The following is a 23,845-nucleotide window of genomic DNA, read 5'->3' on the forward strand; positions in this document are numbered from 1 at the left end:
GCAACAAGTGCGACTACGAGGCGTTCTGCCGCTCACTCTGACCGCCGCCGTCCTGGCCGCCATGGCCGGCTGCGCCGCGGACGAGGAGCAGGCCGGTTCCGGTACGGACGAGATCGTCGTCGGCGCGAGCCTGGAGCTGTCCGGGCCCACGGCGTCGATCGGCACCGCCTATCAGAAGGCGCTCGAACTCAAGGCCGCTCAGCTCAACGAAGGAGGGACGCTCGGCGGCCGCAAGCTGAAGGTGGTCGTCCGCGACAACCGCACGGACAACAACACGTCGGTCACCAACGTCAACGCGCTCATCAAGAACGAGGGCGCGGACGCCCTGATCCTGGGCGGGTGCAGCGCCTGTGGCCTGGCCGCCCTGACCACGATCACCGAGAACAAGGTGCCGGCCATCGCGCTCGCGTCGGCCAGCGCCCTGACGAACCCGGTCGCCGAGCGGGCGTACGTCTTCAAGATCTCGCCGAATCCCGCGCAGGACGCCACCGTCATCGTCTCGGAGCTCAAGCGCAAACAGGTCAGCAAGATCGGGCTCATCTCGGTCAACAACGTCTACGGCCAGGACGGCCAGAAGTCGGTCACCGAGGCGGCCGGGAAGGCCGGGATCAGCGTCGGGGCGGCCGAGCAGTTCGGTCAGGCCGACACGAGCGTGACGGTCCAGGTCTCGAAGGTCGTGGCGGCCAAGCCGCAGGCGGTGGTGGTCTGGGCTGTGTCACCCGCCGCCGGCACGGTGGTCAAGGCGCTGCGCGACGCCCGGTACGGCGGCCAGATCTACCTGGACGCCGGCGCGGGCGCCGAACTGTTCATCAAGGGCGCCGGAGCCGCCGCCGAGGGCACCAACATGGTGTTCCCCAAGGTGCTGGCCACCGACGACATCGACACCGCCACGCCGGCCGGCAAGGATCGTAAGGCCTGGGTCGACGCGTACCAGAAGGCCAACGGCGACTACTCGGGCTTCGCGTCCTTCGCCGCCGACGCCCTCCAGTCGATCGTCGATGCGGTCAGCCGGGCGAAGGCCGCCGACCCGCAGGGGATCCGCGACGAGCTCGAGAACGAGCAGATCGACGGGGTCAGCGGACCGCTCAAGTTCAGCGCCGAGGAGCACTCCGGCCTGCAGCCGGCCGCGCTCGGCATCCTCACCGTACGGGAGAACCGCTGGGTCCTGGCCGACTGACCGCCGCCGGGCCGAGGTAGTACACCTCGGTGACCCGGAGCGCCCCTGGACCGACGAGCCGACGCTCGGGTCCAGGGGCGTTTCTGCTCGGAAGACCTGCCATCATCGGACCGGCAACATATCGCCATTCCTGGTGCACAACCACTGCCCGGCATAAGTCATAGAGATGTAGCGCTCGTGAGCCTGGCCGCTGTGGGCCGGCGGCGGTTCGAGCGCACCCGTCCACCATGTTGAGACGGACAGGTGACTATTGAGGAGAAGCAGTGGAGCACGACCACCCGCTCAGCGAGGCCATGGCCGAGCACGACCACACCGACCATGACCTGCTCGTGGTTCATGCCAATGTCGAGGCCCTGGCCAAGAGGTATCGGCAGCGTCGGTTGCTCCGGCAATCAACGGCCGGTGTGGTGATCAGCGCCAGCCTTTTCGTCGGCGCCGCGCACATCTACGGCCAGACGGAGCAGCCGGTGCTGGCGGCGGGTGCGCAGGCTACGCCCTCGGAGCAATTGAGTTCGGCTGAGCGCACGGCGATCACCAGATTCCTCGCCGCCGGCTATGACTACGATGACGCCGCCAAACTGGCACTTCTCTGGAAGACCCCGGATATCACCGCGGCCAAGATCGCGGCGGGCGAGCAGCTTCTCGACAAGCGGCCTCTCCCGTTCCCCCCGACGTCGCAGGCTCATGACGGCCAGACGCAGGAATCGGCGATCATGGTCGATGCGTTCTTCGCCGAGGGTTACGATTTCCGCGATGCTCAGCGACTGGCCGCTTTGTGGAAGACGCCGTCGCCGTACGAGGCCAAGGTCGAGGCCGGGAAAAAGCTTCTCAGAGGCGAAGAGCTTCCTATTAAACCGTAATTTCCGTCCTCACTCGAGAAAAGAGCAGGGAGCAGAATATTGTCATCCCGGTGTATGACAACGAAGAGGCTGTCGTTCAGGGAACCGACGTCGGGACCGCCGTGGTGACCCAGCCAGGGGTGTGCCGCTGTTCGGCTCCATGCACCCGAGAAGCCAAGTAGATAACGGAGACCCGTGCGGGGTGTTCCGGATCGCCGATCAGCGATCCGGGACACCCCGGCTGTACTTCACCGGTATACGTCCGCCCGCGTCCTGCCGCACCCAGGTCTTCAATCAGAGGCCGGAGCAGGGGGATCGGCGGCGCCGAGTCCGGGGGTGTTCTGGTCGATGGCCACTCCGACGGCGGCGCCGATCCGTCCCAGGGCCGCCAGGTCGCCCGGTTCGAGCACGTCGATGAAGTATTCGCGGACGGCGACGACGTGTCGCGGTGCTGCCTCCACGACCTTGGCGTAGCCGGCGTCGGTCAGGGTGGCGTTGGTGCGCCGGCCGGAGCCGGGCACGCGACTTCGCTGGAGAAGTCCCCGTTTCTCCAGCCGGCCGGCGACTTGCAAGAGGCGCGGCAGGGAGGACGACGTGCGGGCGGCGAGGGCGCTCATCCGCATCGTGTGGTCCTCGGCCTCGGACAGCGACGACAACACCATGTACTCGAAGTAGGTCAGGCCGGCCTCGGTTTGCATCCGGGCATCGAGCGCCGCCGGCAGCCTGATCATGATCGCCGCGTTGGCCCGCCAGGCGTTCTGCTGCTCGTCGTCGAGCCAGCGGGTCGGCACCGCCGACGTTTCCGGACCGGCTCGGTGTGGCGGGGCGGTCTCGCGCGGCGTGATGGACGACATCTCGACAGTCTAGGACATCGACTTGTTCACGCGTTAAGTACGAGGTAGCTTCTTAAAGCGTTAAGTTCGAATCGTCGAGGAGTCAGACATCATGCGTGCTCTAGTTGTTCTCGCCGCCGGTCAGCGACCTGAGGTTGCCGAGCTGCCGACGCCTGCCCCCGGGGCCGGCCAGGTTCTGCTCCGGGTCCGCGCCGCCGCACTCAACCCGATGGACAACGTGCTGGCTTCCGGGGGACTGGCCGAGGCGATGGAACATCGCTATCCGCTGGTTCTCGGCCGCGATGTGGCCGGCGTGGTCGAGGCCGTCGGCGACGGCGTGACCGAGGTGTCGATCGGCGACGAGGTGATCGGGCACATCGGATTCGCGGCGCCGTTCCAGGCGGGCACGCTCGCCGAGTTCGCCACCCTGGCCGCCTCCGCGGTGACGGCGAAGCCGCCGTCGCTGGACTACGCCGCCGCCGCTGCGCTCCCCCTCGCCGGCGGTGCGGCGCTGGCCGCGCTCGAGGCCGCCGGCGTGCGGTCCGGGCAGACGGTGCTGATCAGTGGGGCGTCGGGCGGTGTCGGCCGGTACGCCGTGCAGCTGGCCGCCCAACGCGGGGCCACGGTCGTGGCCACCGGAACCGCGGCCAGCGCCGGTCGGCTGCGGGAACTGGGTGCCGACACCGTTGTCGACTACACCGCCGGACCGGTCGCCGAGCAGGTCCGGGCGGCCTACCCGGACGGCGTCGACGTTCTGGTGAACCTCTGGGCCAACACCGTCGAGGACGTCCCGCTCGCCGCGCTCCGGTCCGGCGGCACCGTGTCGACCATCACGTCCGCCCCCGACGCCGACACCGCCGCGTCGCTCGGACTACTCGGGGGTGGGATCACCATCGCCAGCCCGGACCGCGACACCATCGCCGCACTGGCCCAGGACGCGGCCGTGGGCAAGCTCCAGAGCGACGTTTCTCGAGTGCTTCCCCTGGACGAAGCCGTCGAAGGCCTGGACGACCTCTCCGCCGGCAAGAGCCACGGCAAGGTCGTCATCACCCTCACCTGAGCGACGGCGGCGCGCGTATCGCCTGAACGGCCTGATCCAAGGCGTGGCTGAGCCCTGCCCACCCTCCGAGGGAACGGCTCAGGAGCTGATTTGGGGCGCTACTATCGCCATTTCCGTCGGGGCTCCGTCCATGGCTTTCACGAAGTCGTCTCGGGTCCCTTCGCTGTTGTACTGATAGATGTATGTGTATTGAGGTCGTACCGTTGACACTGCTCTCACGGCTTCCTCAGGTCCCAGTGCGTACGGCGGATAGAGGGGTAGGAGTGCGAGATAGATGTCATCCAGCGCCAGCATCTCGGGAATGGCCTCGGTCGAACCGGCGACGTATACCCTGCGGTCGCCGATCGTCAGCACGTATCCGTTCCCGTTTCCTCGTGGATGCCAGCGCTCGGCTTCCCCGCCGAGTCCGTACGCCGGAATCGCCTCGATGGTGATTCCGGCGGACTCGGACCGCTCGCCGTTCGCGAGGGGGACGGCGCTCTCCCGTAAGCGCTCGGGGAGACTGTCGAGGACGAGCGGGGGCACGACGAGCAGGGTGTCCGGCCCGACGAGATCTCCCAGCGTCTCGATGTCGTAGTTCTCGCGATGCTCGTGTGACACCAGGACGATGTCAGGCGCGGGGTGCCCGGCGTAGGCGTGGCCGCCGCCGGTCGGGTCCGTGTAGATGACGGCCGCCGGCGTCTCGATGATCACGCCCATCTGTCTCACCTGGCTGACGGACATACGGCCGTCCTCGGAGAGGAAATCGGCATCAGGGCTCTGAGACGCCCGCACATCGCCGGACACTCGAGGCGACTGCACAACGTCTGCGGCGCTCGAGCAGGCGGCGCTCAAGACGACCGCCGCGACAATTCCCGCCACGGAGACGGTACGCCGAAGCGCGCCGTGCTCTGCCGTCAGCCGCCCGCGATCATCGGTCTGTTCGCTGCCATTCATGGGAGCGCCTCCCGTGCTGCTCAGAATGATGAGATGAATTACTGCGGTGATCCGGTGCGGAATGGGGTCGAAGGACCCAGAGGGCGAAACGGATTGATCAGCCGGCCCCACTCCCGGCGGTCGAGGCGATCAGGGCAGCGCTGATGACGGCGATCGTCGCCACCGTCACGGCCTCTCCGGCGGCCGCCGCACCCCAGCTGCCGTTCTCGAACTCCTTCGCGCGGTGGATGACCGACGATGTCCACGGGATGTCGGGGTCGAACCGGTGCAGGTTGGCGCTCGCCGACAGCAGCGCCGTGATCGCGGCAGTCCTCGGGTCGGGCGCAACCCCGTCGACGAGCGTCGCGCGCACGCGAGCGAGGAGCTCCGTGCGTCGTACGCTTGCCAGCTCCAAGGACTCCGTCGGGATGAAGCCGAACATCTTGGTGCGCTCGCGCCGTAGGTGCCCGTCGTCGACGAGCCTGTCGAGCACCTTGCTGCGAAGCTCGGGGCCGATCGCCGCGATGACCGTCTGAGCATCGCGTGGTCTCGTCGCGAGGTAGTCCCACGCTGAGCGGAGAATGTCGTCATCCGGCGCCTCGCCCCGTGCTTCGACGCGATGGACGAACCGGCCCGCTTCCTGTGCTGCGGCGAGATTGCGGAGAGTCAGGTCGGTGACCACGGCACCGCCCAGCACATAGAACAGGAAGTTCTCACCGGCGATCGTGCCGGAGGACGGCTGGAAGAGCAGGAGCAACACGTCGGCTACCAACAACGGGTCGTCACCAGGCTGCTCGGAAGAAGCGTCGCTCATCGATTCTCTCGTCTTCCCGCTCAGCGCAGTCCGGCGACGGCCGGTGCGATCACGTCGATGATCTTGCCGGGCTCGGGCATCCGCTGGGCGAAGATGTACGCCGTCGAGAAGCCGAGATCCCGCATCGGCTCGGCCATGCGGAGGATGTCGTCCGTCGTCGTCTCGGGGTTGATCGAGAACAAAGTGGTCTTCTCGATCGCGTCGTAGTCGCGTCCCACCGCTTCGCAGTGCGCCTTGAGCACGTCGAGCTTGTGCACGGTCTGGTCTCCACCGCCGATGTTGCACGCGTCGGCGTACTTGGCGACCAGGCGCAGGGTGTGCTTCTCGCCCTCGCCGCCGATCAAGAGGTAGGGGTGGGGGCGCTGCAGCGACTGCGGCACGTTCAGGGTCCGCTCGAGCCGGTGGTGTCGTCCGGTGAAGGGCGCGTCGGAGTCCGACCACATCTGCAGACAGATCTGGACAGCCTCCTCCAGCAGCTCGAAGCGTTCCCGCGTGGACGGGACGGGCAGACCCAGCCCCGCCGACTCGTCGACGGAAGCGCCGGCCCCGATGCCGAGCCCGGCGCGTCCACCGGACAGGACGTCGAGGGCGGACACCTGCTTGGCCAGCAATCCCGGCTGCCGGAAAGCGACGGCCGTGACGAGCGTGTGCAGCCGGACGGTGCTTGTCACTGCGGCCAGGAAGTTCAGAACGCTGTACGCCTCGAGCATGTCGCTCTCGTACGGGCCGAGGTCGTAGGCGTTCATCTGCCAGACGTGATCCATGACGGTGATGCGCGTGACGCCGACGTCCTCGGCCTCCCGGGCGTGCTGTGCGAGTCGGGGGCCGAGGGCGGCGGAGCCACCGCTCCATGCGTAGTCCGCGATGTGGAGGCCGATTTCCATGATGAGGTCCTGTTCTTCTGCAGTGTTGGCTTGCCGGGTCCGGCCGGGCCGGCCCGGTCAGGCGTTCAAGCCACCGTCGATGGTGATGATGGAGCCCGTCATGTAGGACGCGGCCGGGCCGGCCAGAAAGGCCACGACGGCGGCCACCTCGTCGGTGGTGCCATATCGCCCGAGTGGCACCAGGCTGCGGAGGTAGTCCGCGTCGTCCCCGTCGGCCGGGTTCAGAGCGGTGTCGATAGGGCCGGGCTGCACCAGGTTGACGGTGATGTCGGCGGGTCCGAGTTCGCGGGCCAGGCCCCGGGTGAAGGAGTGGTGCGCGGACTTGGTCAGCGCGTAGAGCGTCACGCCCGGGAAGGGGACGCGATCCCCATGAGTCGAGCCGATGGTGATGATGCGGCCCCCGTTCGTCAGATGGGGGATGGCAGCTCGAGTGGTCAGCACGGTGCCCCGGACGTTGACGTGCAGAACGTCACTGATGTCGTCGGGGCTGAGATCGGTGATGGTGCCATGACGGATCGTGCCGGCGTTGTTGATGAGAATGTCCAAGCGCCCAGGCTGCCGACGACGCGTTCCACCAGCTTCTCGTTCGCCTCGGGATCGGCGCTGTCTGCTTGAATGGCGACACCGCGCCGTTTCTCGTTCTCGATCCTGCGGACGATTTCCTGAGCCTGGTCGGCGGACCGTTCGTAGCTGATGGCGACGTCGGCACCGTGCTTGGCGAGTGTCACGGCGATCGCCGCGCCGATGCCCCGGGAACCGCCCGTCACCAGAACTCGCTTGTCCAGGAGGTTCAACACGCTCTGTCCTTCCATCGGATCGACCTCGGACACGCCTTCACTGCCGGGTTCCGGTGCGGGCAGCCTGTTCGACGCGGGCCATGAGCCGGCTGTTGTGGGCGGCGTGGCGGAAGCCCGGGGTGTGGTGGGTCCCGTTCGCGATGTCGCGGGCCAGACTGGCGTAGACCTCGCCCACGTTGATGGATGCTCCGGTCCAGATGTCGGCGGCGGTCGGGCCGGCGCCGGTGGCGACGGGGCGGTCGGGCGCGTCGAAGTCCACGCTTGACGACAGCGTCAGGTCGCCGACCTGAACGCCCGCGGGGTGGTTGCCGGTCAGGGTCAGCCAGCCGTCCGATCCGCGGACTTCGAGGCTGAACCGGGCATCGGGCAGGGGAACGCCGGCCAGGACCTGGATCCCCGCGGGAGCGCCCGAGGCGGTCTTGACGATGGCGTCGAGATGATCCGGGACCTCCCGGACAGTGGTCGCGCCGGTGTCGGCCAGCTTCACTTCCGGCCAGAGGATCTCCGTGCGGGCGTCGATGTCGGTGATGTCACCGAGGACTGCTTCGACCACGTCCAGGACGTGGCCTGCGGCGATCGTCAGCAACCCGGCTCCGGACGCCGCCTTGTCGAAGTACTCGTAGGCGCTCATCGATTCCGGGCCGTTGCCGAAGGTCGTCGCAGTAACCCGTGCCGACAGCAGCCGTCCGAGCCGGCCCCCCGCGATGATCTCCGCCGCGCGGCGCACCGAGGGGTTCAGCCGGCCCTGCAGGCCGATCGCCGTAGGCGACGAGCCCACCGCGGCAGCCATTTCTTCCGTCTGCGCGACGCTCGCACCGAGCGGGGATTCCGAATAGACGGCTTTGTTCGCGGCCAGAGCCGCGAGCACGAGGTCGCGGTGGGCCGGCACCTTGACGGCCACGGTGACGAGGTCGATCGACGGGTCACGGATGAGCTCCAGGGGATCGGAGAACCAGCGCTCGGCGCCGAAGGCCGCGGCGGCGCCGCGGGCGCTTTCCTCGTGGCGGGTCGCCACGGCGGCCAGGGTGTACTGCGGCTGTGCCGCCAGCGCGGGGATGTGTGCGGCCCCGGCCCAGCTCGCCTTGGTGTCCGCTCCGATGATGCCTACGCGAATCACTGTGCTTGACATGACATTGATCTCCGTTTGTCTTGTTGCGGTGGCGACACGACCGTTCCGTGCCGCTCGGTCGATGTACGGCGGGGTGTCAATGGTCGATATCGGCCATGTCGGCCTCGGCGTGGCGGTCGCCGGATGCCGGGGCCAGGTGGTCGAGACGGGCGATCTGGCCGGCGGTGAGCCGGATGCCGTCGGCGGCGGCGTTCTCCTCGAGCCGGTCGGCCCGCCTGGTGCCCGGGATCGGCACGATTCCGTCTCCCTGAGCGAGCAGCCAAGCCAGAGCGACCTGTGCGGGTGTGGCGCCGGCCTCGGCGGCGACTTCGCGCACTTCGTCGACGATTCGCAGGTTGCCGCTGAGGTTGTCACCGGTGAACCGGGGATTGGTGCGACGCCAGTCGCCCGCGTCCAGGCCGTGGAGGGTGCGGATGGTGCCGGTGAGGAAGCCGTGCCCGAGAGGGGAGTAGGCGACCAGACCGATTCCCAGCTCACGCAGTGTCGGCAGGATGTCGGCCTCCGGATCGCGCGTCCACAGGGAGTACTCGGTCTGCACGGCGGCCAGCGGATGGATCGCGTGAGCCCGCCGGATCGTCGCCGCGCCTGCCTCGGACAGTCCGATGTGGCGCACCTTGCCCTCGGCCACCAACTCGCTGAGGGCTCCCACCGTTTCCTCGACGGGTGTGCCCGGGTCGATCCGGTGCTGGTAGTACAGGTCGATGTGATCGGTGCCGAGCCGTCGCAGTGACCCGTCGATCGCGGCCCGGATGTTGGCGGGTGTGCCGTCCATGCCCGGCCGGCCGGTGTGCGAGACGAGGCCGAACTTGGTGGCCAGGACAACGTCGTCCCGGCGACCCCGGATGGCTCGCCCGACCAGTTCCTCGTTGACATAGGGCCCGTACACCTCGGCGGTGTCCAGATGTGTGACACCCAGTTCCAGAGCGCGATGGATGGTGCGGATCGACTCGCTGTCGTCGCGGCCGGCGCCGGTGTAGAACGCCGACATCCCCATGGCGCCGAGGCCGATACGCGATACCTCGAGCCCGCCTAGATGGGTGATCTGCATGGTGGGGCCCTTCCCGAGACGAGAACTTGATGCATCAACATCAGAGCACGCCCGAACTTGATCCGTCAACAACGTGCGGTAGGGTTGCCGGCATGGCGAAGACCACGGCGAGCGGCAGGCGTGCCCGTACGGGACCGGAGGCCACCAGCGAGGCGTCGGCGACGCAGGGGACCACTGAACCGGAGTCGGTCACCGGAACGCGTTGGCTGAACGAGGACGAGCTGGCCGCGTGGTGGGCGAACTCCGCGCTCATGATCAGCCTGCCGGCCGCCCTGGACGCCCGGATGCAGCGCGAGACGCCACTGACGTTCTTCGAGTACATGGTGCTGTCGGTCCTGTCCGAACAGCCGGAACGCACACTGCAGATGAGCGATCTGGCTACCCGGACGTCAGCATCGCTGTCGCGTTTGTCGCACGTCGTCGGACGCCTGGAGAAGCGTGGGCTGATGGCGCGGGCCCGGGTTCCCGGCGCGGGCCGGCGCACCGTCGCGACGCTGACCGAGGCCGGCTACCAGGAGGTCGTGGCGGCCGCACCGAAGCATGTCGCTGCGGTCCGCGAATATCTGATAGACGAACTCGAGCCGCACGAACTGGCGACCCTGCGTCGCATCGGCACCGCTGTCAATGCCGCCATCAACCGCCGGCGTGAGGCCCATCCGGAGGAAGCGCCTGGATCCCGTACGGATAGTTGACTGTGTTCCAGGGACACGGTGTCGCATGGAGCAAGCCGCTGACACGGTGCGAGGGAGTCTTCCGTACGCCGACGTCCGGGTTGATGACGTCGTCGGTGATATGGAGGACATGGTGGGTGTTCGTCACGAGCTCCGCCGGCAGTGGGCAGGTCTTCTGGCGCTGGGTGTGACCGCTTGCGCCCTGGTGTGGCTGAATCGGGGCCCGTGGTGGGGGTGGGTGCTCGTCGCGGCGCTGCTGGCCGGGCTCGCTGTCACTGCCCGCTGGTGGTTGCGGGGGCCGGTCGTGCTCCGCGTGGCGGCATGGTTGCTGGCCGCGTTTCTCGTGTGCGCCACGGCTGTCGTCGCCCATCCGCCGCCGCAGAACCGGGCCGCCGGCGGCGAGGAGCCTCGCCCGACTGCTCCGGTGCCGACCCGGGAAGGGGCGGTCACGGGGGTCTACAACGACGACCGCACGGTCGAGATCTTCGCTGGAATCCCCTACGCGAGACCGCCGGTGGGCGAACTGCGATGGCGTCCTCCTCAGCCGCCGGCTCAGCGCGGCCGGGTGTTCACCGCCGATCGGTTCTCCGATGTTCCCCTGCAGCCGACGTCCACCTTTTCCAGCCGGGCCCTGTCACGCGTCGTCCGAGTCCCGCTGGAGGGCACCTTCCTCAACCCCTATCCGTCCAGTGAGGACAGCTTGTCCCTCAACATCTGGCGTAAGCCCGGTTCGGCGAAGCTGCCGGTTCTGGTCTATATCGCCGGCGGAGGGTTCGCGACCGGCTCGGGCGCCCTGCCGATCTACGACGGTGAGGCCTTGGCATCCCGGGGGATCATCAGCATCACGTTCAACTACCGCTTGGGAGTGTTCGGCTTCCTCTCCCACCCCGGGCTCGCCGCGGAGTCGGACGAGGGGGTGTCGGGAAATTACGGGATCATGGATCAGATCGCCGCGCTGCGGTGGGTCCGCGACAACATCGCGGCCTTCGGCGGTGATCCCGACCGGGTGACGATCGCGGGGGAGTCCGCCGGTGGGGAGAGCGTCTGCCTTCTGGGGGCGACGCCGCTGGCCCGGGATCTGGTGGACGGCATCATCGCCGGCAGCGGCGCGTGCATGGGCACCACCGGGGACACCGGGAACGAAGACCAGGCCGATACCCGAGCCGTGGCGGAGGACGCCGGCCGGCGGCTGAGCGGGCAGTTGGGCGGTGCGACGGTCGACGCGATGCGCGCGATGCCGGCCGAACGAATCCGGCAGGCGGCGGAGTCGCTCGATGCGCACTGGAGACCGTCGGTCGACGGCCACGTGCTGACCAGGCCGCCCGCCGACGTCTACGCGGCCGGAGAGCAACTCGATGTCCCGATCCTTGTCGGCAGCAACGCCGACGAGGCCTCGCTCGCCCTGGCGGACCCACCCGACACTGATGCCGCCGCCTACGAGGCGTCGGTACGCGACACGTACGGGCCGGATGCCGCCGCCTTCCTTCGCCTGTACCCGGGCGGGTCGCCGGAGCGAGTGCTCGAGTCACTTCTGCGGGCCGAAACCGACAAGGTCATGACGCGAGCCATGCACCGTTGGGCCCGGCTGCAGACACGGTCCGGCGAGTCCGCGGCCTACCTCTACTTCTTCACGCGCACTCCGCCGGAAAAGGGCCTTGAGAAGTTCGGCGCTTACCACGGCGCTGAGGTCATGTACGCCTACGACAACCTGGGCAAGGACGGCAGCCCCGACTACGGGCCGGTCGACTTCGGGCTGCGCGACCGGATGAGCGCCTACTGGATCAATTTCGTCTCGAACGGCGACCCCAACTCGGCCGGTCTGCCGTACTGGACCACGGTCGAGCAGTCGCCCGAGCAGGTCATGGAATTCGGGGACCGGACCGTGCTGGCGCCCCGCCCGCGGGCGGCCGCCGTCGACTTCTGGATGAGCTACGAGGGGCCGATCCCCTGACCCTCAGGGCCGGCATCGCCTTCGCTGTCCGCCACCGCAGGAAACCTCGCTGATTCCGAGCAATGCCGACCGGCCTGGGCCCAGTGCCGTGCGTGGTGTCGTTGTCATTCGCGCCAAGCGCCCGTCCAGTCGTAGAGGGGCGCATTGGTCGCGTACTCCCGGAGGTAGGAGATCTTGTCGCCGGTGAGTCTCGCGACCGTGGCCCCCTCCAAGGTGCCTGGCTTTCCCTGCCAGGTGAAGGAAAACAGCCACTCGGCGATCAGGACGTTGCCGGCAACCGTGTGCGTGGTGATTTCCCAGCTGTCGACCGAGCCGTCGTCGAGCCAGGTTCGCATCCATTGCTCGACTCGCTGCTTGCCTCGGTAGACCGGGCCGTAGGATTCGGTGATCACGCAGTCGTCGGTCAGTGTGGCCAAGACGCCGGCCGAGTCGTGGCGTTGCCATGCGGTGATGTAGTCGCGCAGCTGGTTCATCGGGTCCTCCCCTCCTCAACCTGACGGCTGGATGAGCTCTCGATTCGTCAGTTCAGCCCTGCGGGTTGTCCTCCGGAAATGGGCAGGACGACGCCGTTGATGAAGCCCGCATTGTCGCCCGAGCACGGCGGCGACAGCCGCGTTATCGGTGATGTCGAGGGGGAGCGCCAGGGAACGCCGACCGCGCTCACGGACGAGTTCGGCGGATTCCTCGAGGTCCTTCGGGTTGTCGCCGAGCCCGACGCCTCCGACCTGAAGGCCGGCGCCAACGGCGCCGACGTCGGTCACCACCACGTCGGCGCCCGCATCGGCGAGTGCCAGGGCGATGCCTCGTCCGATCCCGCGCGGCCGGCCGGCTCCTGTCACCAGGGCGATTCGTCCCTTGAGTGGAGTGGCAAGGGAGCTGGTCGACATTCGCTTCCTATCTGTGAAGACCGATTGATCCAAGGGGCGCCGGGGAAGCAACCTGTCCGTGCTCGTGGATCGATGAGTTCACCGTGAGTCAAGCGGAACAGGTACGACCCCGGGTAAGCCACGGGAAGCCACCCGGGTGTCCACCACGTGCGCCTCCGCGGGCATCACAGGACCCTGGGCGGCACGTCGATCGGGGCCGTCGTTATCGGCGGAAAGCGGTAGGAGAAACGCCGAACTCAGCGCGGAACGCGGTGGCGAACTGGCGAGCACTGCGGTATCCGCACATGGGCGCGATCTGGACGACGGAGTAGGCGGTGCCGCGCAACAGCTCCGCTGCCCTTTGCAAGCGCATCCTGCGGAGATACCGGAACGGGGTGAGTCCGGTCGTGGCGTTGAACGTCCGGATGAAGTGAAACTTGCTGACGTTGGCGACCGCGGCGAGCTCCTCGAGCATGATGTTCTCGGCGAGCCTGGCCCGCATGTAATCGGTGACCTGGTCGACCTGATGCCGGCTCAACGACGGGGGCTGCTCGGCGCCATGGCGCTGGGGTCGCCTCGCCCGCCAGGCGAGATGAGCGAGCAACGCCTGGGCGATCGAATCGGCGTAGAGCGCCGGGGCGCCCTTGTCCAGTGCGTTCGACAGCGTCCAGGTGCTCGCGGTGACGAACGGGTCGTGGTCGTTCGACTCGTCGAAGACCGAGACATCGCCGGCGGCGGTGGGGTCGAGCAGCAGGTGCACCGAACGCATCGGAACGTTGGAGGTGCTGCGCCAGCGAATGAGGTTCTGCTGGCCGGGGGTGACGATGCAGATCGAACCGGGCCGGCGTTCGTCGCTGTGCCACCTTCCGCGCTTGCGGTGTTCGAGCTGGTAATGCCCGCTGGTGGCCAGGACGATCATCAGCCGGTCCGGCTCGACGCGAAACTCTCCGATGGCCGGCGGATCCGCGTAGACCGCGGCCTCGACCGTTCGCCACCCCAGGCCGGTGCTGGACTCCAGCCGCTGGGAAGGAACCTTCGGGAGGTCGTCATGAGCGGCAGCCACAACAGTCGCCACACCTTTCGTCGTGTCACAGCCTCGGATCGGGCGATCCGGCTGCTGGAGTGAGAACGTGGGCCTCTCCCGCCGCCGGCGACCGGACAGGCTCTGTCCGGTCAGTGGGGCAACGGGGTGGCGGAGAAGACGGACCCCGGGTCGAAGCGACGCTTGAGCGCGAGCAGACGCTCGGTGTTCGGGCCGTAGGCGTGAGCCACCTGCTCGTCGTCGTGAGGTCCGAGAAGGTTCGGATAGCCGCCGGGCAGAGCATAGGGCGCGAGCTTGCGAGACGTGTCGCGCGCCCAGTGCTGGTCGGACCTCTCGTCAGGGTTCCACGAACCGATCAGTTCGATCAGGAAGTGCCCATCGCGCTGGGCGAAGGCGGTGGACTCGACCGGCAAGCGGGTCGCGGCACCGTGAAACGGGAAGATCTCGATCGCGCTGAACGGCGACGAGCGTGCTTCCGCGGCTTCGATGACGGTGGCCACCACGTCGGTTGTCAGCGCCGCCACATTCCGCATGGCCATGTCGTGGTGCAACCCGGCACCCGCGAACATGGCATCGCCTTCGCGCAGGACATCATTGAACGACTTGGACCGGATGTCCACCGTGAGCGGCCGGCCCAGACCGGTGATCCGCTTCATCCACTGCCGGCCGGCCGCCGGCTCGCCCACCCAGGCAGGGGCGACGAAAGCCACCGCGCGACCGTTCGGCAGGGTGGTGACACCGGCTCGGACGGTGAGCTCGTCGGGAGCCTCCGCACAGATGTCGCCGTAGCTCTGCAGGACCCGGGCGGCTTCGTCCCATCCGAAGGTGACGATGCCGGCGAGTACGGAGGCGATCGGGAAGGCGCGCAGGTGCAACGCGGTCACGACACCGAAGTTGCCACCGCCGCCGCGAAGCGCCCACAGCAGATCGGGGTCGCTCCGCTCGCTGGCGTGGGCGAGCCGGCCGTCGGCGAGGACCACCTCGGCGGCGAGCAGGTTGTCGGCCCCGGTCCCCACGAGCCCGTTGAGCGGCCCGTACCCGCCGCCGAGGGTGAAGCCGGTGATGCCCACGGAGCCGACGGTCCCCGCGACGACCGAGGACCCCGACTCCTCAGCCGCGGTCATCACGTCCAGGGACCGGGCGCCGCCACCGGCGATGACCACGTCCCCGATGACCGAGACCGTCCGCATCGCCGACAGGTCGAGGACCAGGCCACCCGGCCGTACGGAACGCCCGAGCCAGTCATGTCCTCCGCTCAGCACGGAGACGCCGAGCCCGGAGTCCGCAGCCCTGGCCAGGCCGGCCCGGACGTCGTCGGCCGTGACGCAGCGCATCACTTCGGCCGGCTGGTGGTCCACCGCCGGGTTCCAAAGGTTCATACCGGTCTCCTGGGGTCATCGACGCGTGTGGCTGAGGCGGTTCCACACTGCTCGCGGCACGACTCGGGGGCGTCCGGCACATTGCGCGGAAACGTTGTGAATATTGCGATCCACGATAGCGATTAGTACGGATTGCCCCAGGGGGCAGGTAAATACGCCCTATAGTGACAGCTGCCTTAAAGAGGAAAATTGTTCATTATGCTCCTGGCGTCCGGATGCAAAAGGTCAAGGGAGGCGCCATGAAGTTGATCGTCAAGGCCTGGGCAGTGCTCGTGGTCGGATTCGCCCTCTCCGGGGTGGGGGTGACCAGCGCCCACGCGGGTCCGCCCGATGTCAAGAACGTGGCGGCACCCTACGTACCCTGGATCCGCCTCGCGGCCGGCCTCTGCGAGCAGGTCAATGGACCGCTCCTGGCCGCGCAGATCGAGCAGGAGTCGAACTGGAACCCGCTCGCCGTCTCGTCCGCCGGCGCACAGGGCATCTCGCAGTTCAAGCCGGCCACCTGGGCGAAATACGGTCTGGACGGGAACCAGAACGGGCAGAAGAATCCCTTCGAGCCCGAAGATGCCATCCTTTCCCAGGGCCACTACATGTGTGTTCTTGCCGCCGACTTGCAGACGGTCCCGGTTGACCGGGTCGTCGCCATGCTGTGGGCGTACAACGCGGGCCCGCTCGCGACCGAGATCGCGAACGGCCGGCCGCCCAATGCCGAGGCGGACAACTACGCGCGCCGCATCCTCAATGAACTGGTCCCCAAGTATCGGCCGTGAGATCTGCCGGCTCGGCGTCATCGTACGGTGGCGCCGAGCCGTCGCAAGAAGCCGAGCGCCCCTTCGGGCCACGTTCTCTGTTCCAAGGGGCGATAGGTGATCGACAGCAGTCGGTGGTACGTATCCACTGGCATGGCTTCATTCAAGCGAAAGATCGCCTTCACCGCGGCCGCCGTGGTCGCGGCAGGCATCTCTGCCGTCAGTTATCAGGCATCCGCGGCGGAGAGCCCGTCCCTGCAGCCACCGGCCGGTCTCACCATCCTCGGCCAGTTCGTGGTCGGCAACGGCACGCAGACCTACACCTGCTCCGGCGGCAGGTTCACCGGCCCCTCGGTGCCCGAGGCGGGACTCTTCGACGGCGCCAACCGGAGGATCCACCACTTCGGCGGGCCGAGCTGGCAGTCCGAGTCGGACGGCTCCCTGATCACTGCCGCGCCGGTGGCCAACTCGCCGGTTCCCGGCGCGATCCCGGAGCTGTTGCTCGAGGTCAAGACCCGTACCGGCCAAGGTTTCCTCAGTACCGTCACCCACATCCAGCGGATGAACACCTTCGGCGGAGTGGCTCCGTCCACCGCATGCACCGACGGACAGAAGACCAGCGTTCCCTACAACGCCAACTACATCTTCTGGGGCAACTGACGTCCGGGTAATTCTGCGGCACAGCTTCAGGTAAAGCACGTCCGCGTCGGCCGGCCGGCAGGCGGTCGGCGCGGACGTGCTCGAAGGAACCTGTCGGATCGCATCCTCAGACCTGAACGGGAGGTGGCCCGGCCGACGGCCCGTTCGACGGTCTACGACTGGCGACCGGTCTTCCGCTGGTAGGCGCGCCATGTCATGGCCCTGGTGTCCGGGTCTTCGGTGACGCCGGGCTTCAGGCGGTGGACAGCTTGTTTGTGCGGCGACGTTTTGACATGTTCCGAGTCGGAGCATCTTCACGCCGGCCGGGACGCCGAGCACGGGCACGGCATCGCCCACCGCCGCAAGGACGTCGCGCGCCGTCCCGTCCCCGCCGACGAACAGCAGAAGATCCACCGAGCGTGCCGCCATGGTCTGAGCCGCAGCCTGGGTGTCGGCCGACGTGGTGGGCCCGGGTGCCGATGGGTGCACCACCTCCACATCGAGCCCGGCTGCGCGCGCGACGTCCTCGCCCAATTCACCCGAGCCGGTGAGAACACGCAACAGCGTCACCGAATCGGCCAGCCGAGCCACCGCGATGCGAGCGCGTTGCTCGGCGACCGGGCGTGCGCCACGGCGCCAGGCCTCTTGAAGGACGTCCTCGCCGTCGGTGCCTTTGAGGCCGACACTGCCGCCCATCCCGGCTACCGGGGTTGATGATGAGGCCGAGCGTTGCGCCATCAGCTGTCCGGCTCATCGTGATGGGTCGGCCGTAGTCCGGCCGAGGGCATCCCGCAGTCCTGCCCGGGTCGATATGCCGAGCTTGTCGAAAACCCGGGACAGATGCGTGCTCACAGTCCGGTGCGACAGGTAGATCCTCGTGCCGATCTGCTTGTTGGTGAGTCCCGAGGCGGCCAGTTCGGCAATGGCCCGTTCCTGCGGGGTGAGTGCCTCGACGGGGACGGTGGCCGGCCCGTTCGCAACGATCCCGGCACTCCGCAACTGCCGTTCCGCACGTGCTTGCCAAGGCATGGCACCCAGCTCGCGGAAGGCGCACAGAGCGTCAGTCAAGTGACCGCGCGCAGTGCGAAGCGATCGGGTGCGGCGCAGCCGCTCGGCGTACGCCAATTGAACCCGTGCCCGGTCGTAAGGCAGGTTGGCGGTGCCGGAGGCGGCGAGTGAGCGCTCGATCTGGCCGGCGTCGCCCGGGTGCGCCAGGGCCGTGGCGCATGCGGTCAGCAGTTTCAACCGCGGTGAGAAGATCCTCAGGTCAGCTGTCTGCAGCAGGGTCACGTAGGCGCGGGCGGCGTCGGTGCGGTCGGTACGCACGGCGCACTCCACGAAATCCAACGACGCGGCCAATGCGAGCGGGAGGTTCGCGGTGAAGGTGGCGGGCACCGCAAGTCCCGAGATGCGCTGGAAGGCCTGCTCGAAATCACCTCGGGACTGTGCGAGCAGGCACTGCACGTAGAGCGTGTAAAGCTGAACAGTGGCGGATCCGCGGCGGCGGGCCCAGTCCGCGAGTTTGCCGGCGAACTCCGCGGCCTGCTGGTCGTCACCGCGAAGGGCGGCGATCGCGGCGGTGACCACCCAGAGCGGCCATCGGAGCTCGCGGTAACCGTGCAGTTCACACAGGTCCAAGCCCGTGTCGGCCAGCCGGAGGGCCTCATCCCATTCGCCGGTGACCAGATCGTCGACGCACAAGGCCACGACGGCGTGGATCGCGTTCTCGGTCGCGCAGAAGGCGTTGCCACCTCTCACCAGCGCCTCGTTCATCAGTTCACGAGCCGGCCCGTCGCTGGGCGCCGAATCCGTGGACTCGCGGATCACGCCGACACTCGATGACCGATGGCCGTCGGGAGGGACGAACGCGACCAAGGAGGGTGGGCTTTCCTGCAACCGGTGGCATGGGCAGATCGAACTCCCGGGCGGCCTGCCGGGTGCCGGCGATGAAGTCGTCGTACATCTCCTTCTTCCACCCCGCGGCGTACCAGGTGATGCGGACGACATCGTGGAAGGTCGCACCGGCGGAATGCAGTGCCTTGGCGACGTTGCGATACACCTGGGCGACCTGACCGGCGAGGTCTCCCGGCGCCACGAGGTCGCCGTTCTCGTCCCAGGAGACCTGACCGGCGATATGAATCTGCCTGGTGCCGATGGCGACCGCGACGTGGTGGTAGATCGGCACCTCGACGTGCCCGTCAGGATTGGACAGGAAGACAGTCATGACCCGCTCCTCACACAAAGGACGGTGCCAACTCCCGCGGAGACGCACCCATACCGACACTCGCGTCGGTGGGTTCACCCTCGGCCGACGGGCCGGGCCGCGACCCCGGGTAACTCACGGGGAAAGGCCCCGGGCGTCCGGGCGACGGCTACGTGGTCGCCGGTTCAGTGCCCTCCTCGCTGCTGACGAGCTCGGCTATGACGTCGAAGAAGGCGCGGAGCTCGGTGGATCGGCGGGGGTCGACTCGAAATCGGGTCAGCTCGACGGTTGTCATGGCTTCCTCCTGCGCGATGACCGTGCCACTGTGACCGCATCCCAGCCGACCGCCTCCGCTGAAGCGCCGTTGTCCGCAGGCGGCCAGGGAGATCGGCGAACCGACTCAGCTTTCCACCCGCAGCTGGCGGGCACATACGTCAGATGCTGCTTCCCGGCCCTGCACCATGGGTCCTGGCGTTGACGCCGGCGGCAGCTAGGGCGCGGACGGGTGGGTCATCGTGAGGGTGTGGCGGTCGCGGCGGGGTTGGCCGCGGCGAGGATGGCCGCGGACAACGGCTCGATGTCGCGGTCGGTGAGCGCGCTCACGGTGATTCTGATGCCCGGCGGCGAGGCGATGCGGAACAGCGAGCCGGGAGAGACCGCGTACCCGGCGTCGCGCAGCACACTGACCGCTCGTGTCTCGTCCGGTACCCGTACCCAGACGTTGAGGCCGGTCGAGCCCTGGGCCGGCTGACCGCGGGCGGACAACTCGCGGACCAGGCCGAGCCGCCGGTGATCGTAGCTGGTCGCCGCAGTCGCGATCTGCGTCGTGACCTGCGGGTCCTGCCAGAGCCGCAGGAGCAGGCGCTGCAGGATGGTGGACACCCAGCCGAGGCCGGTCCACATCCGGCCGACGACGCGGGCGATGGTGGCCTCGTCGCCGGTGAGCAGCGCGATCCGTAGATCAGGCCCGAAGGGCTTGGACGCCGAACGTACGTAGGCCCACCGGCCGGTGACCGGCCCCAGGCAGTTCGGCAGAACATCGACCAGGTCGGCGGCATTGTCGTCCTCGATCACCAGGACGTCCGCGTGCCCTCGGAGCAGGTGGCGCAGCTGGTCGGCGCGCCGAGCGCTCACCGTCGAACCGGTCGGATTCTGCGCGCGTGTGGTCACGATGACGGCGCCGACGCCCGACCTGAGGGCCTCGGACAGCGCCTCGGGCAGCGGGCCCTCCTCGTCGACGGCCATCGGGACGGCACGCACGTTGAGAGCGGCCAGCAGGTCGTACAGATTGGCCCACCCCGGATCCTCGACGGCCACCGAGTCGCCCGGCCGCAGATGGACGGTGAGCAGACGCTCGATCGCGTCCAGGGTCCCGGCCGTGACGGTGATCGACGCCTCGTCGACCGGGATGCCGTCCGATGCCAGCCGCAGCCGCGTGGCCTCGACGAGCTCGGGCATCGCCCCGGCCTTCGCATAGCCGATCGGCGGTCCCAGCTTGTCGGCGACCTGGACCAGAGCAGGCCCGAGAGGCGGCAGCAGGCTCATGTCGGGTTCACCGGTGGACAGATCGAGGATGCCGGTCGGAACCGGCACACGCAGGGTCGACCGCGGGTCGGCGACCGGAGGGCGGGATCGCACCCGGGTGCCGCGACGACCGTCAGCCTCGACGATCCCGCGCCGGCGCAGTTCGGAATACGCCTTGGCGACCGTGGCCGGGCTGACATGCAGCTCCGACGCGAGCACCCGCACGGGTGGAAGCACCGCACCCGGGTCGATCTCGCCCAGCCGGACGCCGCACTCGATGCTGGTGGAGATCTCGGCGGCGCTCGAACCACTGATCCGGAATTGTTCTGCCACAGTGACTATCTTGTACTATCACAAACGTGGTGGCAAGCTGACCGCGTTCCCGCTCGGACAGGAGGATGGCCGATGACCGACGTCTCCACGGCTGGACGTGCAGGAGTCAGGCGGGTGTCCGAGGGTGCTCGTGGGGCGGGCCGGCTTCTGGGGCGCCATCGAGAGCGCCGGGTGCTCCAGGGCGTCCTGGATGCAGTGCGCGGAGGCCACCACGCCGCCCTGGTCGTTCGCGGGCCGATCGGCGTGGGAAAGACCCGATTGCTGGCCCATCTCGAGGAGAGCGCGTCGGGTCTGGTCGTGACGCGTGCCTCCGGCGCCGAGTCGGAGAAGGAACTGACATACGCCGGCCTGCAGTTGATCTGCGCCCCGATGCAGGCGAAGGCGGATCAGTTGCCGGCCCCGCAGCGCGATGCCTTGCGGGTCGCCCTCGGTCTGGCCACCGGTCGTGCGCCGGATCGGTTTCTGGTCGGCATGGCAGTTCTGAGCCTGATGGCTGCCGCCGCGGAGGTCCGGCCGTTGGTGTGTGTGGTCGACGACGCCCAATGGCTGGACCGGGCATCGATCGAGACGCTGGCGTTCGTCGCGCGCCGGTTGCGGGCCGAGCGGGTGGCGCTGGTGTTCGGGCTCCGCGACCCGCTGACCATGTCGGAGCTCGACGGATTGCCGGCGCTGCACGTCGGCGGGCTCTCCGACGACGATGCGCACGCGTTGCTGACGACCGCTCTGCCGGGACGGATGGATCAGCGGGTACGGGACCGGATCATCGCCGAGAGCCGAGGGAACCCGCTGGCGCTGCTCGAGCTTCCCCGGGGGCTCAGCCAGGCCGAACTGGCGGGTGGCTTCCGTACGCCTCCCGTCGGTGGACTGGTCAGCCGCATCGAAAGCAGCTATCAGCGGCGAGTCGGGCTCCTGCCGGCTGACACCCGGCTTCTGCTGCTGCTCGCCTCGGCCGAGCCGGTCGGGCAGGTGCCGCTGCTGTGGCGCGCCGCGTCCCGGCTGGGAATCAGCGCCGACGCCGCGGCCCCCGCGGTTGCCGACGGCCTGCTGGAGATCGACGCACACGTACGATTCGCACACCCGCTTCTGCGCTCGGTCGTCTATCGCCAGGCCGGCGCGGACGAGCGGCGACGGGTGCACCGGATTCTCGCCGAGGCGACCGACGCCTCGTCCGATCCGGACCGGCGTGCCTGGCATCGCGCGCAGGCCGCTCCGGCTCCGGACGAGGACGTCGCCGCCGAGTTGGAGAAGTCCGCCGGCCGTGCCCGGAGGCAGGGTGGCGTCGCCGCGGCAGCGGCGTTTCTCGAGCGTGCCAGCATGCTGACACCCGATCCGGCGTGCCGGGCCCGACGGGCGTTGTCGGCCGCGCGGGCGAAGAATCTCGCGGGTGCCCCCGCAGAGGCGTTGAGTCTGCTCAGCGTGGCCGAGATCGGCCCGTTGAGCGCCCTGGACCGGGCGAAATCGGATCTGCTCCGCGGCCAGATCGCTTTCGCGTCGAGCCGTGCCCGGGAAGCCCTTCCGTTGCTGTTGCGGGCCGCGAAGGACCTCGAACCGTTCGACTCGTCCCTGGCCGGCAAGACCTACCTGGAAACCTTGTCCGCCACGCTTTTCGCGGGCCGGCTCGGGGTCACAGGGGTGCAACGCGAAGTGGCAGTGGCCGCCCGGAATGCCGTTCGCACGGCCGACCACCCGCCCGCGGTACGCCTGTTGCTCGAAGGCCTGGCCACACGGCTGATCGACGGCTATGCGGCCGGGGCGCCGATCCTCAAGCGCGCGCTGCGGGCGTACCGCGAGCTGACGGCTGATCGCGATGAGGATCTCCGCTGGCTCTACCTGGCCAGCTGGGCCGCGATGGATCTCTGGGACGACGAGAGCTGGCACGAGCTGGCCGACCGCCAGCTCCGCCGCGTGCGCGAGACGGGGACGATCAGCGTCCTCCCGATCGCACTCTGCCTGCGGAGCTACCTGCACATCCTGGCGGGCGAGCTCACCGAGGGCGAGGCCCTGATCGCCGAGTCCGAAGCCGCCACCGCGGCGATGCAAAGTCAGTCCGACCCCCTTCCGGGATGTCACCACGCCGCGCTTCAAGGACGCTACGTCCACGCTCGCCGGGTGATCGACGCGGCGACGGCCCACCAACGGTCCAGGGGAGAGGGAAACGGTGTCACAGCGACGGCGGTGGCGAGCGCTGTGCTGGCCAACAGCGCCGGACGCTACGCCGAGGCGTTGGACGCGGCGCTGCTCGCCGGCGCCCGCCCGGCTGACCTGGGAGTCTCCGACTGGGCTCTGCCGGAAGCGATCGAGGCGGGCACCCGGGGCGTGTCCCGCCCCGCCGCTGTCGAAGCGCTGCGGCAGCTCAGTGAGCACGCCCGCGCCGCCGGCACCGACTGGGCAACCGGGGTGGAGGCCCGGTCCCGGGCACTGCTGAGCGCGGGGCCGGAGGCCGAGACGCTCTTCGCGGAGGCGATCGACCGGCTCGGGCGTACCCGGATGAAGGTGGACCTCGCGCGCGCTCACTTGCTCTACGGAGAATGGCTGCGCCGCGGCGACCGGCGGCGCGAGGCACGTGAGCAACTGCAAACCGCGCACGACATGTTCACGGCCATGCGAGTCGAAGGCTTCGCCACGCGAGCGGCACGCGAGCTGGAGGCGGCCGACGGCGTCGTGCGAGAGACCACCGCCGACCCGGCGGGAAATCTGACCTCCCAGGAACTTCAGGTGGCCACAATGGCCCGCGACGGATACACCAACCCCGAGATCGGGACCCGGCTGTTCATCAGTCCCCGCACGGTGGAATGGCACCTGTCCAAGGTTTTCGCCAAGCTGGGTATCACCACGCGGCGAGCCCTTCGCGACGCGCTTCCCGAACCGGTCGGATAAGTCCCGTCCGCAACGGTCACGGCACCAGGCTGTGCCTTTTGCCCGGACGCCGGGGCAGCGTTCACCCGTTCTCGGGGCAGTTCCGTCCGCCCGGAGGTATCTGATCCCGGTCGCT

Annotated in this window: 22 protein-coding genes and 2 pseudogenes; 9 read left to right on the top strand and 15 right to left on the bottom strand. The window is 68.6% G+C overall.

Translation table 11 applies throughout. The features are described from left to right. Positions 1 to 7 precede the first annotated feature (7 nt). Entirely contained in the window at positions 8 to 1,177 is a 1,170-nt protein-coding gene (locus HJC40_RS26280) for an ABC transporter substrate-binding protein (protein ID WP_250004649.1), read from the top strand. A gap of 263 nt (positions 1,178 to 1,440) precedes the next feature. After that, a complete protein-coding gene (locus HJC40_RS26285; protein WP_250004652.1) occupies positions 1,441 to 2,037 on the top strand; it encodes a hypothetical protein in 597 nt (198 codons plus the stop codon). Between the two features lie 269 nt (positions 2,038 to 2,306). On the opposite strand, the gene HJC40_RS26290 is transcribed toward HJC40_RS26285, so the two are convergent. Continuing rightward, entirely contained in the window at positions 2,307 to 2,870 is a 564-nt protein-coding gene (locus tag HJC40_RS26290; protein ID WP_250004655.1) for a MarR family winged helix-turn-helix transcriptional regulator, read from the bottom strand. A gap of 91 nt (positions 2,871 to 2,961) precedes the next feature. Between HJC40_RS26290 and HJC40_RS26295 the strand changes: the two genes are divergently transcribed. Further along, on the top strand, positions 2,962 to 3,909 hold the full coding sequence (locus HJC40_RS26295) for an NADP-dependent oxidoreductase (RefSeq protein WP_250004657.1): 948 nt from the start codon (positions 2,962 to 2,964) through the stop codon (positions 3,907 to 3,909). A 78-nt stretch (positions 3,910 to 3,987) separates the two neighbouring features. Here HJC40_RS26295 and HJC40_RS26300 read toward each other — a convergent pair whose 3' ends face one another. From HJC40_RS26300 to HJC40_RS26325, 6 genes and pseudogenes are all read right to left on the bottom strand, one after another. Beyond that, entirely contained in the window at positions 3,988 to 4,845 is an 858-nt protein-coding gene (locus HJC40_RS26300; RefSeq protein ID WP_250004660.1) for an MBL fold metallo-hydrolase, read from the bottom strand. Between the two features lie 97 nt (positions 4,846 to 4,942). Next, positions 4,943 to 5,638: a GPP34 family phosphoprotein gene (locus HJC40_RS26305; RefSeq protein WP_284043775.1), complete on the bottom strand. Its 696-nt coding sequence runs from the start codon at positions 5,636 to 5,638 to the stop codon at positions 4,943 to 4,945. A gap of 20 nt (positions 5,639 to 5,658) precedes the next feature. Then, positions 5,659 to 6,522: an LLM class F420-dependent oxidoreductase gene (locus tag HJC40_RS26310; RefSeq protein ID WP_250004667.1), complete on the bottom strand. Its 864-nt coding sequence runs from the start codon at positions 6,520 to 6,522 to the stop codon at positions 5,659 to 5,661. 57 nt (positions 6,523 to 6,579) lie between these two features. Next, a pseudogene (locus HJC40_RS26315) lies at positions 6,580 to 7,334 on the bottom strand (SDR family NAD(P)-dependent oxidoreductase). Between the two features lie 22 nt (positions 7,335 to 7,356). Next, positions 7,357 to 8,448: a Gfo/Idh/MocA family protein gene (locus tag HJC40_RS26320; protein ID WP_250004668.1), complete on the bottom strand. Its 1,092-nt coding sequence runs from the start codon at positions 8,446 to 8,448 to the stop codon at positions 7,357 to 7,359. Between the two features lie 76 nt (positions 8,449 to 8,524). Next, positions 8,525 to 9,496, bottom strand: coding sequence for an aldo/keto reductase (locus HJC40_RS26325; protein WP_250004671.1), 972 nt, complete (start codon positions 9,494 to 9,496; stop codon positions 8,525 to 8,527). A gap of 92 nt (positions 9,497 to 9,588) precedes the next feature. On the opposite strand from HJC40_RS26325, the gene HJC40_RS26330 reads away from it, so the two are divergent. Both HJC40_RS26330 and HJC40_RS26335 read left to right on the top strand, forming a co-directional pair. Next, complete coding sequence (locus HJC40_RS26330; RefSeq protein ID WP_250004674.1) at positions 9,589 to 10,188, top strand: MarR family winged helix-turn-helix transcriptional regulator; 600 nt, start codon at positions 9,589 to 9,591, stop codon at positions 10,186 to 10,188. A gap of 109 nt (positions 10,189 to 10,297) precedes the next feature. After that, positions 10,298 to 12,118, top strand: a complete 1,821-nt coding sequence (locus tag HJC40_RS26335) for a carboxylesterase/lipase family protein (protein ID WP_250004676.1) — start codon at positions 10,298 to 10,300, stop codon at positions 12,116 to 12,118. Positions 12,119 to 12,222: 104 nt separating this feature from the next. Here HJC40_RS26335 and HJC40_RS26340 read toward each other — a convergent pair whose 3' ends face one another. Beyond that, complete coding sequence (locus tag HJC40_RS26340; protein ID WP_250004678.1) at positions 12,223 to 12,591, bottom strand: nuclear transport factor 2 family protein; 369 nt, start codon at positions 12,589 to 12,591, stop codon at positions 12,223 to 12,225. Positions 12,592 to 12,669: 78 nt separating this feature from the next. Here HJC40_RS26340 and HJC40_RS45465 point away from each other — a divergent pair, with 78 nt between their 5' ends. Continuing rightward, entirely contained in the window at positions 12,670 to 13,092 is a 423-nt protein-coding gene (locus HJC40_RS45465) for a hypothetical protein (RefSeq protein ID WP_284043776.1), read from the top strand. Positions 13,093 to 13,207: 115 nt separating this feature from the next. On the opposite strand, the gene HJC40_RS46235 is transcribed toward HJC40_RS45465, so the two are convergent. Together HJC40_RS46235 and HJC40_RS26355 are read right to left on the bottom strand one after the other, a co-directional pair. Then, positions 13,208 to 14,047 carry an AraC family transcriptional regulator gene (locus tag HJC40_RS46235; protein ID WP_250004680.1) on the bottom strand — a complete coding sequence of 280 codons (840 nt, stop codon included), beginning with the start codon at positions 14,045 to 14,047 and terminating at the stop codon, positions 13,208 to 13,210. A gap of 110 nt (positions 14,048 to 14,157) precedes the next feature. Beyond that, positions 14,158 to 15,405, bottom strand: a complete 1,248-nt coding sequence (locus HJC40_RS26355) for an FAD-binding oxidoreductase (protein WP_250004682.1) — start codon at positions 15,403 to 15,405, stop codon at positions 14,158 to 14,160. 239 nt (positions 15,406 to 15,644) lie between these two features. Here HJC40_RS26355 and HJC40_RS26360 point away from each other — a divergent pair, with 239 nt between their 5' ends. Continuing rightward, a complete protein-coding gene (locus HJC40_RS26360; protein ID WP_250004685.1) occupies positions 15,645 to 16,175 on the top strand; it encodes a lytic transglycosylase domain-containing protein in 531 nt (176 codons plus the stop codon). A 96-nt stretch (positions 16,176 to 16,271) separates the two neighbouring features. After that, complete coding sequence (locus tag HJC40_RS26365) at positions 16,272 to 16,814, top strand: DUF3455 domain-containing protein (protein ID WP_250004688.1); 543 nt, start codon at positions 16,272 to 16,274, stop codon at positions 16,812 to 16,814. Between the two features lie 258 nt (positions 16,815 to 17,072). Here the strand turns inward: HJC40_RS26365 and HJC40_RS46670 are convergent. From HJC40_RS46670 to HJC40_RS26380, 5 genes and pseudogenes are all read right to left on the bottom strand, one after another. Then, positions 17,073 to 17,531 (bottom strand): annotated as a pseudogene (locus HJC40_RS46670) (ATP-NAD kinase family protein); the annotation flags it as partial. Between the two features lie 12 nt (positions 17,532 to 17,543). After that, positions 17,544 to 18,620 carry a helix-turn-helix transcriptional regulator gene (locus HJC40_RS46240; RefSeq protein WP_250004691.1) on the bottom strand — a complete coding sequence of 359 codons (1,077 nt, stop codon included), beginning with the start codon at positions 18,618 to 18,620 and terminating at the stop codon, positions 17,544 to 17,546. Further along, the gene (locus HJC40_RS26375; protein ID WP_250004695.1) at positions 18,571 to 19,017 is read right to left on the bottom strand and encodes a RidA family protein; all 447 of its coding nucleotides are present in this window, start codon (positions 19,015 to 19,017) and stop codon (positions 18,571 to 18,573) included. Before HJC40_RS26375 ends, HJC40_RS46240 begins: the two co-directional genes overlap by 50 nt. A gap of 148 nt (positions 19,018 to 19,165) precedes the next feature. After that, positions 19,166 to 19,291: a hypothetical protein gene (locus HJC40_RS45480; protein ID WP_284043777.1), complete on the bottom strand. Its 126-nt coding sequence runs from the start codon at positions 19,289 to 19,291 to the stop codon at positions 19,166 to 19,168. 215 nt (positions 19,292 to 19,506) lie between these two features. Further along, a complete protein-coding gene (locus tag HJC40_RS26380) occupies positions 19,507 to 20,853 on the bottom strand; it encodes an aminotransferase class I/II-fold pyridoxal phosphate-dependent enzyme (protein ID WP_250004698.1) in 1,347 nt (448 codons plus the stop codon). On the opposite strand from HJC40_RS26380, the gene HJC40_RS26385 reads away from it, so the two are divergent. Continuing rightward, positions 20,842 to 23,730: a LuxR family transcriptional regulator gene (locus HJC40_RS26385; protein ID WP_250004701.1), complete on the top strand. Its 2,889-nt coding sequence runs from the start codon at positions 20,842 to 20,844 to the stop codon at positions 23,728 to 23,730. The two genes, HJC40_RS26380 and HJC40_RS26385, sit on opposite strands and share 12 nt — an antisense overlap. Positions 23,731 to 23,845 lie beyond the last annotated feature (115 nt).

This window comes from Actinoplanes sp. M2I2, from assembly GCF_023544445.1.
In the GTDB taxonomy this organism is placed as follows: domain Bacteria; phylum Actinomycetota; class Actinomycetes; order Mycobacteriales; family Micromonosporaceae; genus Actinoplanes.

Coding starts and splice junctions, on each gene's coding strand:
- HJC40_RS26290 (WP_250004655.1), bottom strand. CDS start 2,870: ATGTCGTCCATCACGCCGCGCGAGACCGCCCCGCCACACCGAGCCGGT.
- HJC40_RS45465 (WP_284043776.1), top strand. CDS start 12,670: ATGGGCAGGACGACGCCGTTGATGAAGCCCGCATTGTCGCCCGAGCAC.
- HJC40_RS26340 (WP_250004678.1), bottom strand. CDS start 12,591: ATGAACCAGCTGCGCGACTACATCACCGCATGGCAACGCCACGACTCG.
- HJC40_RS26325 (WP_250004671.1), bottom strand. CDS start 9,496: ATGCAGATCACCCATCTAGGCGGGCTCGAGGTATCGCGTATCGGCCTC.
- HJC40_RS26335 (WP_250004676.1), top strand. CDS start 10,298: ATGGTGGGTGTTCGTCACGAGCTCCGCCGGCAGTGGGCAGGTCTTCTG.
- HJC40_RS26295 (WP_250004657.1), top strand. CDS start 2,962: ATGCGTGCTCTAGTTGTTCTCGCCGCCGGTCAGCGACCTGAGGTTGCC.
- HJC40_RS26320 (WP_250004668.1), bottom strand. CDS start 8,448: ATGTCAAGCACAGTGATTCGCGTAGGCATCATCGGAGCGGACACCAAG.
- HJC40_RS26355 (WP_250004682.1), bottom strand. CDS start 15,405: ATGAACCTTTGGAACCCGGCGGTGGACCACCAGCCGGCCGAAGTGATG.
- HJC40_RS26300 (WP_250004660.1), bottom strand. CDS start 4,845: ATGAATGGCAGCGAACAGACCGATGATCGCGGGCGGCTGACGGCAGAG.
- HJC40_RS26310 (WP_250004667.1), bottom strand. CDS start 6,522: ATGGAAATCGGCCTCCACATCGCGGACTACGCATGGAGCGGTGGCTCC.
- HJC40_RS26360 (WP_250004685.1), top strand. CDS start 15,645: ATGAAGTTGATCGTCAAGGCCTGGGCAGTGCTCGTGGTCGGATTCGCC.
- HJC40_RS26330 (WP_250004674.1), top strand. CDS start 9,589: ATGGCGAAGACCACGGCGAGCGGCAGGCGTGCCCGTACGGGACCGGAG.
- HJC40_RS26305 (WP_284043775.1), bottom strand. CDS start 5,638: ATGAGCGACGCTTCTTCCGAGCAGCCTGGTGACGACCCGTTGTTGGTA.
- HJC40_RS45480 (WP_284043777.1), bottom strand. CDS start 19,291: ATGACAACCGTCGAGCTGACCCGATTTCGAGTCGACCCCCGCCGATCC.
- HJC40_RS26375 (WP_250004695.1), bottom strand. CDS start 19,017: ATGACTGTCTTCCTGTCCAATCCTGACGGGCACGTCGAGGTGCCGATC.